Source organism: bacterium CG_4_10_14_0_2_um_filter_33_32 (assembly GCA_002792735.1).
GTDB lineage: Bacteria > Patescibacteriota > CPR2_A > CG2-30-33-46 > CG2-30-33-46 > CG2-30-33-46.
In genome coordinates this window covers 34874-51780 of sequence record PFOW01000055.1, presented here as the reverse complement: position 1 = coordinate 51780, position 16907 = coordinate 34874, and the positions used below count along the sequence as shown (strand labels likewise).

At 33.2% G+C, this 16907-nt stretch carries 17 protein-coding genes and 1 pseudogene; 14 read left to right on the top strand and 4 right to left on the bottom strand.

The genetic code is table 11. From position 1 onward, the window contains the following. Nucleotides 1–12: 12 nt before the first annotated feature. Both COX95_03535 and COX95_03530 read right to left on the bottom strand, forming a co-directional pair. Nucleotides 13–2136: pseudogene (locus tag COX95_03535) on the bottom strand (copper-translocating P-type ATPase). 165 nt (nt 2137–2301) lie between these two features. Further along, on the bottom strand, nt 2302–2556 hold the full coding sequence (locus COX95_03530) for a hypothetical protein (protein PIZ85636.1): 255 nt from the start codon (nt 2554–2556) through the stop codon (nt 2302–2304). 350 nt (nt 2557–2906) lie between these two features. Between COX95_03530 and COX95_03525 the strand changes: the two genes are divergently transcribed. The 6 genes from COX95_03525 (at nt 2907) to COX95_03500 (ending at nt 8150) form a co-directional block, all read left to right on the top strand. Continuing rightward, nucleotides 2907–3233 carry a hypothetical protein gene (locus tag COX95_03525; GenBank protein ID PIZ85635.1) on the top strand — a complete coding sequence of 109 codons (327 nt, stop codon included), beginning with the start codon at nt 2907–2909 and terminating at the stop codon, nt 3231–3233. Further along, nucleotides 3211–3894: a hypothetical protein gene (locus tag COX95_03520; protein ID PIZ85634.1), complete on the top strand. Its 684-nt coding sequence runs from the start codon at nt 3211–3213 to the stop codon at nt 3892–3894. Before COX95_03525 ends, COX95_03520 begins: the two co-directional genes overlap by 23 nt. 122 nt (nt 3895–4016) lie before the next feature. After that, nucleotides 4017–4691 (top strand): hypothetical protein, encoded by a 675-nt coding sequence (locus COX95_03515; protein ID PIZ85633.1) that lies wholly within the window; start codon nt 4017–4019, stop codon nt 4689–4691. Nucleotides 4692–4847: 156 nt separating this feature from the next. After that, complete coding sequence (locus tag COX95_03510) at nt 4848–6947, top strand: hypothetical protein (GenBank protein PIZ85632.1); 2100 nt, start codon at nt 4848–4850, stop codon at nt 6945–6947. A 67-nt stretch (nt 6948–7014) separates the two neighbouring features. Then, nucleotides 7015–7713: a hypothetical protein gene (locus COX95_03505; GenBank protein PIZ85631.1), complete on the top strand. Its 699-nt coding sequence runs from the start codon at nt 7015–7017 to the stop codon at nt 7711–7713. An 11-nt stretch (nt 7714–7724) separates the two neighbouring features. Beyond that, nucleotides 7725–8150 (top strand): hypothetical protein, encoded by a 426-nt coding sequence (locus COX95_03500; protein ID PIZ85630.1) that lies wholly within the window; start codon nt 7725–7727, stop codon nt 8148–8150. Nucleotides 8151–8283: 133 nt separating this feature from the next. Here COX95_03500 and COX95_03495 read toward each other — a convergent pair whose 3' ends face one another. Further along, nucleotides 8284–8553 (bottom strand): hypothetical protein, encoded by a 270-nt coding sequence (locus COX95_03495; GenBank protein PIZ85629.1) that lies wholly within the window; start codon nt 8551–8553, stop codon nt 8284–8286. Nucleotide 8554: 1 nt separating this feature from the next. Here COX95_03495 and COX95_03490 point away from each other — a divergent pair, with 1 nt between their 5' ends. The 8 genes from COX95_03490 to COX95_03455 all read left to right on the top strand — a co-directional run bounded on the left by COX95_03490 (nt 8555) and on the right by COX95_03455 (nt 16047). Beyond that, nucleotides 8555–9682, top strand: a complete 1128-nt coding sequence (locus COX95_03490; protein ID PIZ85628.1) for a hypothetical protein — start codon at nt 8555–8557, stop codon at nt 9680–9682. 23 nt (nt 9683–9705) lie between these two features. Continuing rightward, nucleotides 9706–10638: a ribosomal RNA small subunit methyltransferase A gene (rsmA, locus tag COX95_03485; GenBank protein ID PIZ85627.1), complete on the top strand. Its 933-nt coding sequence runs from the start codon at nt 9706–9708 to the stop codon at nt 10636–10638. A 9-nt stretch (nt 10639–10647) separates the two neighbouring features. Further along, nucleotides 10648–10896, top strand: a complete 249-nt coding sequence (locus COX95_03480; GenBank protein PIZ85626.1) for a hypothetical protein — start codon at nt 10648–10650, stop codon at nt 10894–10896. A 25-nt stretch (nt 10897–10921) separates the two neighbouring features. Further along, entirely contained in the window at nt 10922–11581 is a 660-nt protein-coding gene (gene rsmI, locus COX95_03475) for a 16S rRNA (cytidine(1402)-2'-O)-methyltransferase (GenBank protein ID PIZ85625.1), read from the top strand. Between the two features lie 21 nt (nt 11582–11602). Further along, nucleotides 11603–13156, top strand: coding sequence for a methionine--tRNA ligase (locus COX95_03470; GenBank protein PIZ85650.1), 1554 nt, complete (start codon nt 11603–11605; stop codon nt 13154–13156). 10 nt (nt 13157–13166) lie between these two features. Continuing rightward, nucleotides 13167–14366, top strand: coding sequence for a hypothetical protein (locus COX95_03465; GenBank protein ID PIZ85624.1), 1200 nt, complete (start codon nt 13167–13169; stop codon nt 14364–14366). Between the two features lie 83 nt (nt 14367–14449). After that, nucleotides 14450–15244, top strand: a complete 795-nt coding sequence (locus COX95_03460; protein PIZ85623.1) for a hypothetical protein — start codon at nt 14450–14452, stop codon at nt 15242–15244. A 2-nt stretch (nt 15245–15246) separates the two neighbouring features. Then, the gene (locus COX95_03455; GenBank protein PIZ85622.1) at nt 15247–16047 is read left to right on the top strand and encodes a hydrolase TatD; all 801 of its coding nucleotides are present in this window, start codon (nt 15247–15249) and stop codon (nt 16045–16047) included. Nucleotides 16048–16102: 55 nt separating this feature from the next. Here the strand turns inward: COX95_03455 and COX95_03450 are convergent, their stop codons facing one another. Then, on the bottom strand, nt 16103–16771 hold the full coding sequence (locus COX95_03450; protein ID PIZ85621.1) for a hypothetical protein: 669 nt from the start codon (nt 16769–16771) through the stop codon (nt 16103–16105). Nucleotides 16772–16907 lie beyond the last annotated feature (136 nt).

The window sequence follows — 16907 nt, the reverse complement described above, 5'->3', positions numbered from 1 at the left end:
GGTTATATCTGATTATTTTCCAAGCCTAAGGAATCGGGCATTAATGGCCACAATAATAGTACTTGCTGACATAAAAACCGCGCCTAAAGCCGGGCTTAAGAGAATTCCATAACCATATAAAACACCGGCAGCTAAGGGAATTGCAAAAGTATTGTAGCCGGTAGCCCAAATTAGGTTTTGAACCATCTTAGAATAAGTAGACCTTGCAAGCTTAATGATATTCACCACATCTTGAGGATTACTTCTGACCAAAATAATATCGGCTGTTTCAACAGCCACATCCGTGCCTGAGCCAATAGCTATGCCAACATCAGCTTGGGCTAGAGCCGGAGCATCATTTACACCATCGCCGGTCATGGCAACGGTTATATCGCGTGATTGGACTTCTTTTACCTTGTCTGCTTTTTCCCCGGGTAAAACTTCCGCGAAATAATCATCTAACCCCAATTCTTTGGAAACCCACTCAGCAACTTGTTTGTTGTCACCAGTTAGCATAATGCTTTTAATGCCCATGCTTTTTAGTTCTTTGATGGCTTTTTTAGATTCAGGCCTTACAATATCAGCCAGAGCAATAGCGCCAACTACTTTATTTTCGATTATTAAAGCAACCACAGTTTTTCCTTGGCTAGCAAGTTCTTCAATTTCATCAGCTGAAAAAGAAAAATTTTGTTTTTTGGCATAAGCCGGGCTTACAATTTTAACTTCTTTGTTTTCCACTACACTCTCGGCACCTTCACCCGGGATGTTTTTAAAGTTTTTTACTTTCCAAACTTCTTTTGCGGATAATGTTATTCCTTTAGCGATTGGATGTTCAGAATGGGTTTCAACTGAGGCAGCATATTTTAATATCTCATCTTTACTAAAGTTTTCATTAAAGGCCAAAATATCGGTAATGCCAAACTTACCTTGAGTAAGCGTACCTGTTTTGTCAAAAATAATCGCGTTGATATTGCGGGCATTCTCAAAAGCCACTCTATCTCTGATTAAAAGTCCGTTTCTTGCCGCAATAGTAGTTGAAATAGCTACTACTAAAGGTACAGCTAAGCCCAAAGCATGAGGGCAGGCGATAACCATGACAGTAACAGCTCTCTCTAAGGAAAAGGCAATATTTTGTCCTAAAATTAAACTCCAAATTATGAAAGTTAAAGCACCAACTGAAAGAGCAATGATTGTTAGCCAAAAAGCCACTTTATTAGAAATATCTTGGGTTTTGGATTTACTTTCTTGAGCTTGACGTACTAAATTTATTACTTGGGATAAAAATGAGTCTTTGCCCATTTTTTTGACCTCAACCTTTAAAGAGCCTTCGTTGTTAATGGAACCGCCAATAACTTTGTTTCCTGAAATTTTAAAGACTGGTTTTGACTCTCCTGTAAGCATGGCTTCGTTTATTGAAGACTTACCTTCAATGATAATGCCGTCAGTCGGGATCTTTTCTCCTGGTTTGATCAAAACCATATTTCCGACAATTAATTGGTCTAAAGGGATATCTGTAATATTTCCGTTAGGTTGGATTCTATGAGCTTCGGAAGGCATAAGCCTTGCTAATTCTTCTAAAGCTTTCGAGGCACCAAGAATGGATTTCATTTCTAGCCAATGGCCAAGTAGCATAATATCAATTAAGGTAGCCAGTTCCTAAAAGAAAGGCATGCCTGAAAGGCCAAAAACGGTAGCAGTGCTATAAATATAGGCGGTGGTAATGGCTACACCAATAAGGGTCATCATTCCAGGAAGTTTTTCTTTTAGTTCTCGATAAAGACCATGGAGGAATGGATAACCGCCGTAAAAGTAGATGATCGATGAAAAAACAAAAGCTATAAGATTTTGACTCGGGAAAATAATAAAATCTTTAACGCCTAAAAAATTCTGAATTTCTGGCGTTAAGATAAGAACAGGTAAAGTGATAATTAACGAAATCACAAAGCGTTTTTTGAAAGCTTCTACGGTATGTCCGGTATGTCTACCGTGCGAAGGAGCAGAAGAGTTGTTAATGTGTTGACCATGGTTTAAGTGTGCATGGGAGTTTGCTTCTTCTGCTGTTTTAGATTTATGGTCGAGTTTATGTTCTTGCTGGGCTGTTGTTTCATGTGTTTGATGATGTTGATGTTCTTCTTCTGACATTTTATTATTATCCATCATTTTTCCATTTGGCATCATGTGCTGGTTAGACTTTTGCGAGTGGTTATGGTTTTTACCATGTTCTTTGTGATTCATTTCGCTTTCCATTTTATAATTCAATTATAAAACAGGCCTAAAAAAGTTAAAGACAAATAAAATATAGACTTGTTTTATTCCCTAGGGTTATTTTAAAAGCTCTTTTTTGCGTTCCTCATATTCTTTTCGATCAATTTCGCCTTTTGCAAATCTTTCATTAAGAATTTGTATTGCTCTATCCTTGCTTTTTTCTTCTGGCCGTTGAAGCCAACCAGCGCGTCTTATTAACCAGTAAACAAAATAAATGAGGGCAATCCAAAAAAGAATACTAAGGATAGTTCCAATCCAGAAGGTTGTTGAACCAAATCCAAAACCAAAATTGTGAGGACAAAAAGGGCACATATTCTTATTATAGGGGATTCATTTACAAAGATAAGTTCAATACTTACAAATATTTAAGTATTAAGTGTTAATTTTTCCAGGTTTCGAATAAATCCTGAATTTCAGTCCTTCATTATTTGCTTATTATTTTTTAACTGCTCAAGCATTTTGACGACATTGTTTAAAGAGTGGCGCATTGTGGCTACCAGAAATTATTTTAAAAGAAATCTATAAAGAATTTTTTCATTATTGCTGATTTTTATTTTATGCTATAATTTAATAACTAAGTAATTAATGAGGCGAAATGAGAAAAACACTATTTTTTGCTATTAGTGTTTTTTTTTGTGTTCTTTTTCCTTCAAATATAACCAGTGTACGCGAAGGAGGTTAATAATCAGGCACCTCAAAGCGCTAATGAATTAAAAGCTAAACTTAATCCGGCAACAAATCCATATGGCGCAACAGGCTGGAATTATTGGTGGGATCAAGAAGTGCCTAATAATCCAACTTATCAAGCCTGGTTCTGGGAAAATATTGTTACCAGCGATAATGCTGTTTATTCAATGCTTTGGGATAAGGCAGTACCGGAATTATGGTCAAATCAGTACTATTATAATTATTTCTTTACAACGGCAGTACCAACAGGGATGGCAATCAGTTATTCTTTTTCCTTTAGTGCCAGCAGCAGCTTCAGATAAAAACGTAAAAATTTTTACAGATATAAGTACAGCTCAGTTACCCGATTGGACGCAACATTATAAAAATTATTTATGGAATAAAGCTATCCCGGAATTATGGGCAAATCAGCATTATTATCAATATTTTTTCAATACAGCTGTTCCTGAGCAGACGGCTCAAAGTTATTATTATAATAAGTTTTGGAATAACTTAGTCCCAGAATTTACAGCTAATAGTTTTTATTATAAAAAACTTTGGGATAAGGCAATTCAGGAGAACTGGATGGCTAATTCATCGAATCCTTATAGGACTGTTTTTTGGGAAACTATGGTACCGGCCGGATTTGGGCCGCAGTCAGCTTCTCCTAAAGATATATTTACTGAAAGCAAAGACAAGGTGAACAAACAATATACTTGGGCAAATCATTACGAGTATTATTTGTGGAATAAGGCAGTGCCTGAAGACTGGTCTGGAGAAGCTGGTCCTCCTATAGGTAATTCATACTTATATAAATGGACGTTTTGGACTTATATGATTCCATTAGGTGTTGCCGATAATTTTTACACAGACAGATTCTGGAGTAAGGCTGTAACTGAGGGCTGGGCAAATAATTATTACTATAATACTCTTATTACGGCAGGAAACGAGAGTTGGGCAGGTGGATATTATATTCCGAATTAGTCAATTATAAGATTAACAAATAAAGGCTCCTTAAGGAGCCTTTATTTGTTTTATTTTCTAATTAAGACATTGTTTAAGGTATTAATAACCTATACAATAAATTTATATTTATTGTAAAAAATATGAATGTAATTTTACCGACAGTAATAACCGCTGGACTGTTTGATAGTCTTAATCCATGTGCTATTTCAGTCGCATTATTATTTATTGCTTTATTATTTATTCTTAAAAAAGACCGCCCCTTTATATTAAAAATTGGTTTTTTTTATATTATTTCTGTTTATCTCATCTACTATCTTATTGGATTGGGGTTACTTAAGGCATTTAGCCTTTTTGGCGCCACACATTTTATAACCAAAATTGCCGCTATAGTTACAATTATTTTCGGATTATTGAATATTAAAGAATATTATTTTCCCCATGCTCCCATAAAACTTAGAATGACTCATGATGCCAGGTTTAAAATATCTGAATGGGCGTATAAAGCATCTATTCCAGCAACGGTTGTGATGGGTATTCTGGTTGGTATATTTGAATTCCCGTGTTCGGGGTCTGTGTATTTTGCAATAGTTAGTCTTCTTGCCTCAAAAGTTACTTATCTTACAGGGGCATTATATCTTCTTTTATATAATATTATGTTTGTACTGCCTTTGGTTCTAATCTTTGTGTTTGCAACAAATCGAGTTGTAACTGAAAAAATGATTAATTGGCAGGAAAGACAGGGTAGAAAAATGCATCTTATCCTTGCAGGTTTAATGATTAGCCTAGGTACAATCATGCTGTTATTATATTTTTAATTTTAAGTACTCATTTTTTATTTTAGGTTCTTTTATGGATCTTTTTTATAGTTAGCATCAATTTTTCTGTAAAATAATTGATACTTTGATACTTACTGCTAATTACATAAAAGCGTTACTAGTTTATAATTATTTATACATTTTAAAAAGGTTAAAATGCGATCTCAGCAGGATATTACAATAAGTGACGGAAGATCATTCTTAATTTCTTCTTATGGGGGCAATATCAGCGCCGGTACTCATCAAGGTTATTATGATTTTGATACGCGCTTTATTAGCAGCCTTCAGCTTAGAGTCGGCGGTAAAAAGATAATTGCATTAACTTCAAAACAAATTGATAATTATTCAGCCATTCATTTTCTTACTAACTCATCTATTAATAATATAAAGGAAGCATCTCTTGGTATATATCGTGCCAGATTCGTTGGTAATGGTTTTCATGAAGATATAAAGATAACTAATTTTACAAATCAAGATGTATCATTTCCAGTTACAATTAAGTTTGAGACTGATTTTGCCGATATTTTTTCCGTAAGAAGTATGGATCCTAAAAAAAGAGGGAAAACAGTTTGTGCTGTAGATAAAAAAAATAACTTCATCCTCTATGACTATTCTTACTTAGAAAACAGAACAGGTATTAAAATAAGTACTAATAAGAAACCTGAGATTTTAGATAAAGATAAATTTACTTTCAGGGTTAATCTTAAGCCTCACGAAGAATGGTCTGCCTGCCTTACTTGCAGGCTTGTTCATAACAATCATGAGCTGGCTCTTAAGTATGATTGCGGCTCTTTTGGTCTAAGAACAGAGAAATCATCAAAAGCTTTTAAGGAATGGCACCAAAGTCTCGCTGAAATAAAGACTGATAATGGGTTTATCAATAAGTTAATAAATCAATCAATAAGTGATCTTTCAGCTCTCCATCTTGATGTATGGGATGGTATTATTCCAGGCGCTGGAATCCCTTGGTACTTGGCAATATTCGGAAGAGATAGTATCATAGCTTCTTTGCAAACCTTGATATTAAGTCCTTTATATGCTAAATCGGTTTTAAAATACTTATCCTTGTTTCAAGGAAGGGAGGTTGAAGAAATAAAGGACGAAGAGCCTGGTAAAATAATCCATGAGGTTAGATCAGAAGAAACAGCCGCTTTTTTAAAAGAGCCATTTGCCAGTTATTACGGAACTATTGATGCAACGCTTCTTTATTTAATATTAGCCTCTCAATATTTCCATTTCACTAACGACCGCAACTTTTTATTGGAAATTAAAGAAAATATTTATAAAGTCATCGCTTGGTTGTATGAGTACGGGGATATTGATAGCGATACGTTTATTGAGTACAAAAGCAACCAGCATGGTTTGCGAAATAAGGGATGGAAAGATTCCTATAATGCAATTAATTTTAAAAATGGTAAATTGGCAAAAGCACCTGTTGCTTTAGTTGAAGTACAGGGTTATTTATATAGGGCATTAAAGGAGATTGCGCCAATAGTAAAAGAAATATATAAGGATTTGAAATTAAGTTTAGAATTAGAAAAAAAGGCTCAGGATCTAAAAATTAAATTTAATGAAGTATTTTGGCTCAAAAATCTTCAATATTATGCAATGGCTTTAGATAAAGATAAAAATCTTGTTGATTCTTTAACTTCTAATGTTGGTCATACTCTTTGGTCTGGTATAGCCTACGATAATTATGCGGACATCATAGTAAAAAAACTTATGGATAATTCCATGTATAGCGGTTGGGGCATTAGAACTCTTTCAAGTGATTCTAGTCTTTATAATCCCATAAGTTATCACAATGGCAGTATTTGGCCATTTGATAACTCTTTAATTATAAATGGTTTTGTAAAATACGGATTTTACAATGAAGCTATGAAAGTCTCCGAGGACTTAATAGAGGCATCAAAATATTTTCTTTTGAACCGCTTGCCTGAACTATTTGTTGGTTTAAGTAAAAAAGATTACCCTTTCCCGATTGAATATCCTGTTAGCAATACTCCTCAAGCTTGGTCGTCTGGCGCCCTATTTTTAATTATTCAGAGCCTGATAGACCTTGAAGTAAATGCCATAGAAAAGAAAGTATATTTATTCAAGAGGCTACCAACGTGGATTAATAATTTAGAAATTGAAAATCTGCACATTGGTAATGGCATTTTGAATTTTACTCTTTTAAGAGTCGGAGAGGGTTATGATTTTAAAGTTAATAAAAATACTAGCGGTTATAAGGTGAAAGTTTTAGAAAATACATAATATTTTTTAAATAAACTACAAAGACTTACAAAATTTTTTAATTTAATATTTATTTAAGGGGGAATTTATGTCACGTGGAGGTTTTACTTTAGGTAAGATTTTAGGTATTGAGATTACGGTTGATTATTCTTGGTTTATAATCTTTTTTATCGTTACATGGTCTTTGTCTTTTGGCTATTTTCCGTCTGTGTACAGTGAATTTAGCAATAATACAAATATTATTCTAGGTATTTTTACATCTGTTTTATTTTTTGCCTCCGCATTAATCCATGAATTAAGCCATTCCGTTATTGCAAAAAGAAACGGTTTAGATGTTAAGAAAATTTCTTTTTTTATTTTTGGAGGTGTCGCACATATTTCCGAAGAACCAAAGACAGCAGGTATTGAGTTTAAGATGGCTATCGCTGGTCCCCTCTCTAGTCTAATTTTAGCAGTTACATTCTATTTGCTTTATTATTTTTTTATAACATATACTGCTATTCTAGAACTTATGCCTATATTTCAAACATTGGCTTTTCTGAATTTTACTTTAGCAATTTTTAATCTATTGCCTGGCTTTCCTTTAGACGGAGGAAGAGTTTTAAGATCCGTTATTTGGGCTATTAATCATTCATTGAAAAAGGCAACTTATTATGCTTCTATCGGAGGTAAATTTATAGCTTCTTTACTTATTGTGGGCGGAATATTGGAAACGTTTATAATCCGTAGCCTCGGTGGTATTTGGCTTGTGTTAGTTGGATTTTTTTCTATCAGGCTGCCGGCATAAGCTATAGGCAAATGATTTTTAGAGAGTTGCTTTCAAAAATAAAAGTAAGGGACTTAATGAATCATGAAGAAGATTTTATACCTTTGCATTTAAAGATATCTGATTTGTTTTTAAGGTTTTTGCAGCATCACAAAAGTAATTTCTTGGTTATTGATAACGGTAATAATATTATAGGCAGTATAAACTCAAATCAGCTAAGCGGAATAAATGAGGAGCGCATTAAGGATTTAGAAGTGAAAGATGTTATGACCAAGATAGATCTTATAAAATCCTCAGTAGATCCGCAAGACTCGATGACTAAAGTATTTGATATCATGAATGAAAATAGCCTGTCAAAGTTGCCAGTATTAAAAGAACGGAGATTTATGGGAACAATAAGTATTAATGATATTGATGAATATCTCAAAATGAAATTAAAAATACCTAATAATACTTAAGATAAATATTCAAAAAGAAAAAATTAAGTCTTATAAATCGATGTCGCTGGATAATCCCGGCGATTTTTAATTTCAGCTCGGTTTTTTATTTGTAAATCATCAAGTAGATAATATTTACTCTATAGAGCTAATCTTAAGAATACTTGACAACGTTTTGGAGGTCTGTATAATGCTTTTCTATAATTTCAAATAAAACAAAAAACATAAATTTTAAAAACAAAAACAAAACCAAAGGGCGAAAACAAAAGTCTTGATAATCAAAAATTCTACATCGATTTAACCCGGAGGTTTTTATAGAAACGCACCAGTTAGGGCCAAAAGTTAATTCTTTTGGCAAAAAAGTAAGAAATTTAAAAAACAGAATATCTTCAAAAATAAAGGCAGTTATATTAGTTTTTAGCATTTTGTCTTTTGCATCAAATGCATATATTCTACCGAATATTACTGCATTTGCATCTGGTTCTTTAGAGCCAGTCAAAGTCATAAGTTTAACTACAGAAAACGATCAAGCCAAATTTACTACCACCAAAAATACTTTAAAAGAGGCATTGGAATCTCAGGGTATTTCTTTTGAAAAGAATGATTTAGTAGATCCTGGCCTAGATACTAATCTTAATGAAGGTACAACCGAGGTTTTTATCTATAAAGCAAGACCAGTGACTATTATTGATGGCGATAAAATAATAATTGGCAGAAGTGCTTACTTATCGGTTTTTGAAATTTTAAAAGATCTATCTATTAATTTATACGCTAATGATGAGGTTTCAATCGCTGATCCTTTGGATGATGTTGTGCCTGGGTTAAAAATATATATAAATAGAGCTAATACGATAAATATTCAAGTAGACGGTAAATTAAGAGAGATTCATACAAGACTTAAAAAAGTTTCGGATTTAATTTATTCGGAAAATATTGCCTTAGGAGAGTTTGATAGAGTTGAGCCGGCTCTTAATACGCCGCTTACAGAAGGTTTAGAGATAAATATTATAAGAATTTCAAAAGATGAATCTTCGGAAACTTACGAAATTCCTTTTGCTATACAGTATAAAGATGACGCTAATTTTTTAGAGGGCGAATCAAAGATAGAGAGAAGAGGCGAGGTTGGTAAAAAGAAAATCACTTTTAAGAAAGTAATTGAAAACGGAACTGAAAAAAGCAAAGAAATACTTTCAACAGAAATTATAAAGGAACCTGTATCACAAATTGTCATTAAGGGCAGAAAACCGAAATTCACTTATGCCGATGGCGCATTTGGTGAATGGATAAATGATGCCGCATTAAAATACGGAGTTGATGCGGGTAAAATGCAAAGAATGATGACTTGTGAAAGTGGAGGCAATCCAAATTCTGTTGGAGGCGGTGGAAGATTCTATGGTTTATTTCAATACCTTCCCTCTACTTGGGCAGGCGCATCTGCCGGCGCAGGTTATGCCGGTGCAAGTATTTATGATGCAAAAGCTCAGATTTATACAACAGCTTGGAAAATTTCTATACAAGGATATGGCGCTTGGCCGGTTTGCGGTAGAAAATAGAAGCAGGTAACAGTTAACAAAACATGACAGCTCTTTCTAGTTTTCCTGTTTACTGCTTACTGCTAACTGTTTACTATGGAGTTGTGGATCTTACTAATATTCCAACAATAAAAAATCTGCTTTCGAATAATAAGCTTTGGTTAAGCAAGAAGCTTGGTCAGCATTTTTTAGTATCAAGGCATGTACTTAATGAAATCATCAATGCTTCAAATATAAGTAAGGACGATAAGGTTTTAGAAATCGGGTCTGGTATAGGCATTTTGACTATAGAGCTTTTGAAGAAAGCCGATAAGGTTATTGCTGTTGAAAAAGATGCTGCTCTATTAAACATTCTTAAAAAGACAACAAAGGATTTTGATAATCTGATTATCCAAAATAAAGATATTCTAAGTTTTGATATAGACAAAGAGATACAGGGTCATTATCAAGTTGTTTCTAATATTCCTTACTATATTACTTCCCCTGTAATTAGAAAATTCTTAGAAGTCAAGAACCGTCCTTCTAGCTTAATTATAATGGTGCAAAAGGAAGTGGCAGAAAGAATTATTGCCAAACCCCCGAATATGAACATTTTAGCTGTTTCTGTTCAATTTTTTGCAAAACCAGAAATTATATCTTTTGTGCCAAAAGATTCATTTTGGCCAAAACCAAAAGTAGATTCAGCCATTATCAAGATAACAGTAAACCCTTCGACTTTACTTAGGGTAGGCAGTAAACAGACCCCAGAAAAAAGAATAGCTGAAAAATTATTTTTCAGACTTATAAAAATAGGATTTTCCAGCCCGAGAAAAAAATTGGTTAATAACTTAGCTGCTGGCTTTTTGCTGAATAAAGAAGAAACAGCAAAATTAATCATTAAATCAGGGGTTGATTCGAATAAAAGACCACAGGATCTCTTCTTAGAAGATTGGAAAAGAATGTATAATGTTTTTAGGGATAATAAATTATTAAAATAGGAGAAAATTATGGTTAGCAAAAATAAAAAAGAAGAATTTATACTAGATGGTTCCGAGGTATTAAAGAAAGTTAAGCAGCTTGTTAAAGAAGGAAATGTCAGAAGAATAATTATAAAGAATGAAAAGGATCAAACATTAATGGAAGTTCCTTTAACGTGGGCTGCAGTGGGAGCGGTTTTAGCTCCGCCGTTAGCAGCTATTGGCGCAGCAACAGCCTTGCTTACGAAATGTAAGATAGTTGTTGAAAAGAGAAAATAATTAAGTAATAAATAAGTTTTATATTATGGGTAATGTATACATAGTTGCAACGCCAATTGGCAATTTGGAAGATATAACCTTAAGAGCAATCAGAATTCTTAAGGAAGTTGATTTAATTGCTTGTGAAGATACTAGGAAGACTAGAATATTAACTGATTATTATAAGATTAAAACACCCTTAACCTCTTACCATCAGCATACAAAAAGAGAAAAGATTGAAGCGTTAATTAGAGAAATTGAGAACGGCAAGAATGTAGCTATTGTAACTGATGCAGGCACCCCAGGAGTTGCAGATCCCGGCGGGGTGTTTATTGAAGAAGCAGTAAAAAATAATATAAATATAATACCTATTCCTGGACCGTCTTCTTTAACTGCTGCGATATCTATATCAGGCTTTAAAACGGATGAATCTGCCTTTTACGGATTTTTACCAACCAAGAAGGGCAGACAAACAAAGCTTAAGCAAATGAGTCAAGAAAATAGAGCTATTATTTTATTTGAATCCCCTTTTCGAATTAAAAAGCTCCTTAGAGAAATATTAGAATTTTTAGGGGATAGAGAAGTTGTAGTGACTCGAGAATTAACTAAGAAATTTGAAGACATATATAGAGGCAAGGTATCAGAGATAATAGATGCAATTAAAGAAAAGGGCGAATTTACGGTTATCATCAAGAGTAATTATTAGATTTTCATGTATAATAATTCTATGAAAAGGTTTTATATTACGAATGCTATTCCTTATGTTAATGCCAGACCGCATATTGGTTTTGCGTTAGAAATTTGCCAAAGTGACGCTATTGCAAGATATCATCGTCTTAGTGGTGATGATACTTATTTTTTAATGGGTGCTGATGAGAATAGTTTAAAAAATGTTTTAGGTGCTAAGAAAGCAGGCATGGATATTCAGGATTTCGTCGCTTTCAATACCGATGCTTTTATTGATTTAAATAAAGATTTGAATATATCAAATGATGATTTTATAAAAACTTCAAGCCCCGAACATTTTAAAGGAGCAGAAAAATTATGGAAAGCTTGCGAAAAGGATATCTACAAGAAATCATATAAAGGTCTTTATTGTGTAGGGTGCGAAGAATTTAAAAAAGAAAGTGATTTGGTGGATGGTTGTTGTTCAGAGCATTCTAATTCTAAACTTGAAACTATTGAAGAAGAAAATTATTTTTTCAAACTATCAAATCACCAGAAACAGTTAGAAGAAATGGTTGCAAACGATGTCATAGAAATAATTCCAAAATCACGAAAGAACGAAGCTTTAAGTTTTATAAAATCCGGATTGCAGGATTTTAGCATTTCAAGAACTAAAGAAAGAGCAAAAGGATGGGGCGTGCCAGTTCCAGGAGATTCAAGCCAGGTTATGTATGTTTGGTTTGATGCTTTAGCTAATTACATAACAGCCTTAGGTTATGGAGAGAACGGAGAACTCTTTAAAAAATATTGGCTAGATAATAAAAATATTCTGCATGTTATTGGTAAAGGCATTCTTAAATTCCATGCGGTTTATTGGCCAGCCATGCTTTTATCTGCAAAACTACCTCTTCCAAAACAAATTTTTGTTCACGGTTATGTCACTGTTGCCGGCCAGAAAATTTCCAAATCTTTAGGCAATGTTATTGATCCTTTTGAGATTATTAAAAGATATGGTCAAGATGCAACTCGTTACTATCTTTTAAAAGAAATACCTTCTACGGGGGACGGCGATTTTACTTTCGAACATTTTAAAGAAGTATACAATGCAGATCTAGCTGGCGGATTAGGTAATTTGGTCTCACGAGTTTTAGCAATGGTAGAAAAATATTTTGATGGAATTATACCGGAGCTGAAAAAAGATCCGGAAACCCATCCTTTAAGAATAGATAAAAATATATATACATGGAAAGATGCTTATCAAGATATAAATAGCTCCTTCAAAAAATTTAAATTAAACGAAGCTTTGCTGGCTGTTAATAAATTTGTAAAGACAGCAGATAAATATATAGACGATACCAAGCCATGGGTTGTTGCTAAGGAAGGGAAGACTGAAGAATTAGCATGGATATTGTATGGCTTGCTTGATAGTATCCACCAATTAGCTTGGCAGATTTATCCGTTTATGCCAGAAACTTCTTTAAAGATTGCTAAAGCTTTAAGTATTGAGAGGTTGTTAAAAAGTCATCCTTTAGACAAAGATTCTTTTACTAATATTAAATATGGTAATAAAATTAAAAACAAGGAATCGCTTTTCCCAAGAATTGAAGAAAAATAAGAGATAGTATATGAAAGTTAGTTTAGACTTTTTGCACAAGCATCAATTTTTTAGAATGAAGCACACTGAGCTTAATGAAATATTTTGGTCAATGTGTCTTAGGTCTTTTTTTCTTTCTCTAACAGTCATTTTTATACCGATATATCTTTACAAGCTAGGCTACTCAGCTAATAATATAATGTTTTTTTACCTCATTCTTTATATTTCTGAGTCTTTATTTGAATATATCGCGCTTAATCTGTTAGTTAAGTTTGGTCCCAAACATAATATACTTTTCAGTTTGCCAGTCTTGGTTTTATATTTTATATTGCTTCTATCACTACCATTATATCAATGGTCGTTATGGATTATTGCGGTCGTTGGGGCTTCTTCAATGTCATTATTTTGGCAAGGCTACCACTTTGATTTTTCTAAAGCAAAGCACTCCCACGAGGTTGCTGAGGAAATTAGCAAGTTATACATTTTTGCTTCTTTACTTGGAGCGGCAGCGCCGTTTATCGGTGGTTTAGTAGCTTCATATTTAGGTATGAATATCTTATATATTATAACCGTGATGGGACTTATAGTATCCGCTATGCCGCTTTTTGAAACAGGTGAGCCTTACGTAAGAGGCAACATCGATTTTAGCCGTATTAATTTTAAAAAACTTACAAGGCAATTGATTTCTTACGGAGGTTATGGTGTAGAAAATGTAGCAAGTATTGTTATATGGCCTTTTTTTATCTTTCTTATTTTAGAAAGTTATAAAAATGTTGGGTTTGTAACTTCTCTTTCTTTAATTGTCGCAGTAGTTGCCTTATATTATGTTGGTAAAAAAGCGGATCATGAGGAAAAAATAAGATACATAAAAAGCGGTAGTATAATGGCTGGAATTACTCACACAGCAAAAGCTTTAGCAAGTTCCGGTTTTCACATAGTGTTTTTGAATATTATTACAAGTGTTGCTCATTCTATGTTTGTATCGACCTGGATTGCTGAATATTATCTGCATGCCGACGAGGATGGCCTGACCGAGTACATTTTTATTATGGAACTAAGCACTGATATAGCTCGAGTTTTATTTTTTGCTATTTTATATTTCTTAAGTTTCTTTTTAGAGCTTAAACAATTGTTAGCAGTTGGGTTGGTTATTTGCGGTTTGTCTATATTTTTTATTGCCTTAATGCCTCCTGCGTCGATAGAAATTATCGGTAAAAGCAAAAGTGCTTGACAGCAGTAGAAAATGAAAATTACTGTGGATAAAGTGGATAACAAAAATCTGTCTTTTTTTACTAAATAATTTATATTAAGAATATGAACGATGAAGATCTAAAAAAAAATAGAAAAAAACTGGATAGGCAAGCTGAAGATATTCATAGAAGCACTAAAACATCAATAAAGAGATTAGAGCCCCTTCACTTTAAATATCGAGAAAAATATAAATGGTATTATTATTGGCATATGTTGCCAGTTGCTTCTATCATGCATTGGATAATTTTGATAGGTTTATTGTTTTTTCTATCCTATTCTTCATTTTTGATTTACAAAGCTTCAAAAGATATTGATAGAATCCTAAAAAATGAATTAACAATAATAGGTAATGATGTAGAAGGTAACACAAAATCTAATCTAGACAGTATATCTAATATAAAAATTTCTAATAAAGGTAGTTTGGAAATAGAAGATAAAGAAAGGCCGATTGGATTGATTGGTAAAAAGGCGTTCTTAGGAGGTTTGGTATCCTGGAAAAATGTTGAATGGCGGGCTAAAGTTCCAAAGGGAGCATCGATTGTATATAGAATTAAAGTTTCTAATGATGATAATCCAAAATCATGGGAGGAAATACCTTGGTCTGAATATTATCCCATAAGATGCGATCAGGTAGATAATTCAGGGATTCCCAAAATAAAAAGTAAATATATGATGGTAGAAATTATTTTTCAAAGTAATGACAAAAACGAAAGCCCTGTATTAAGCGATATGCGCTTTGGCTACACTCCTTTTAATGAAAATGAAATTCTCGCCTTTATAAGAGACAAGTCGCTGTCTATTTTATATAGAATATTCGAATATCTAGAGAAACGGAATCAATCCGAGTATAGTTATTAAATATGAAATTTATCGACACACATGCGCATCTTAATTTTGAGGCATTCAAGAAAGATTATTCGGATGTAATAGAAAAGAGCTTTCAAAACGAGATCGAAGCAATAATTAATATTGGTTCTAGATTTGATAATTCTAAAGAAGCTTTAAATATTGCAGAAAAATTTAAGGGGGTTTATGCGGCAATTGGTTTTCATCCGGATCATTTAACTGAGATAGAAAACATTCAAGAAGAAGTCAAAAAATTTGAAACCTTAGCCGATAATCCAAAGGTAGCAGCTATTGGAGAAATAGGCTTGGACAATTATTATTTTAGAACCGGAATAAATCCTGATACTAAAGAAAACAGAAATAAGGCTCAAGAAATTTTTAAGTCATTTTTGAGTTTTGCTTGTAGCGTTGATTTACCTGTAATAATTCATTCTCGTGAAGCAGACAAAGAGACTGCTGCAATATTAACGGAATACAGTAAAAAATTATCTAAAAAAGGGGTAGTTCACTGTTTTACCGGAAGCTTAAAATTTGCCCAAAAAGTAATTGAGTTAGGATTTTATATAGGGTTTACAGGCATTATTACTTATTCTAAAACTGATGATCTACAAAAAGTAGTAAAAAAAATTCCGTTGGATAAAATTCTGATTGAAACAGATGCACCGTTTTTAGCGCCTCAGGCATGTCGGGGGCAAAGAAATGAGCCGATTTATGTAAAAGAGATAGCAAAAGAAATAGCCAGTATCAAAAATATTTCTTTTGAGGAAGTAGCTAACATAACCACCAAAAACGCTAAAAAACTTTTCAATATATAATTCCACCCCAGGGGTGGTGAACGTGTTCACCCCTGGGGTGTACACGGTATAACGTTTATTCTATTGCTAAGTGTTTTATTTCTTCTAGTTCTCTTTGGTAATCAGCTTGGTCAAAGACAAATTTTCTGTATTTACTCTGCGTCTTGAAGTATCCTAGAATTGTTGCAGAGGCTACGAACTCATATTTTTTATCATTTAAATAATTGCCGAAAGAAGACCATTTGTAATTTTCTAAGTTTTCAATATCTATTATGTAAGAGGATACAGGGTTTAAGTGTATATATCTTGAGACATGGATAAGTTGTTCGTCTGTTTCTATATCTATTGATTTAAAAGCAGATTGGAAAAGAGGTCCTGTTCTTTTATTTTTTATATTAAAATACTTGGCATAGCTATTTTGAAGGTTTCCTAAAAAAATCTGTATACCTTTGTCTTGGAGTTGTTTTAATAAGAGATGAAAGTGATTAGGCATTAGGCTAAAAGCTAAAATATCTATAATAGGTTCGTGTTTCTTTTTTAAATTATCCAAAAATTCGTTTTTTTCTTGTTTATGTAGACGATTATATAGTGAAAATTTTATTTGGGGATTATATCTACATAGATTGACTATATCTAAGAATCTTTGATGGTCATTATTATTCAAAAATATAGGTGCGCTATTTACGCCTTTATTTAGAACATGATAAATCCCGTTATTTATAAAGATGGTTTTTCTACGCGGCATATTCTTAGAATAGTGCAAGTAGCGTGTTTCGTCAATCCCACCCCAGGGGTGGTAAACGTGTCCACCCCTGGGGTGGGATTGAGTGGGGGTGGGTTTATTGGATTATTATTATTGCTTGTAAAGCAATAATCGTGGT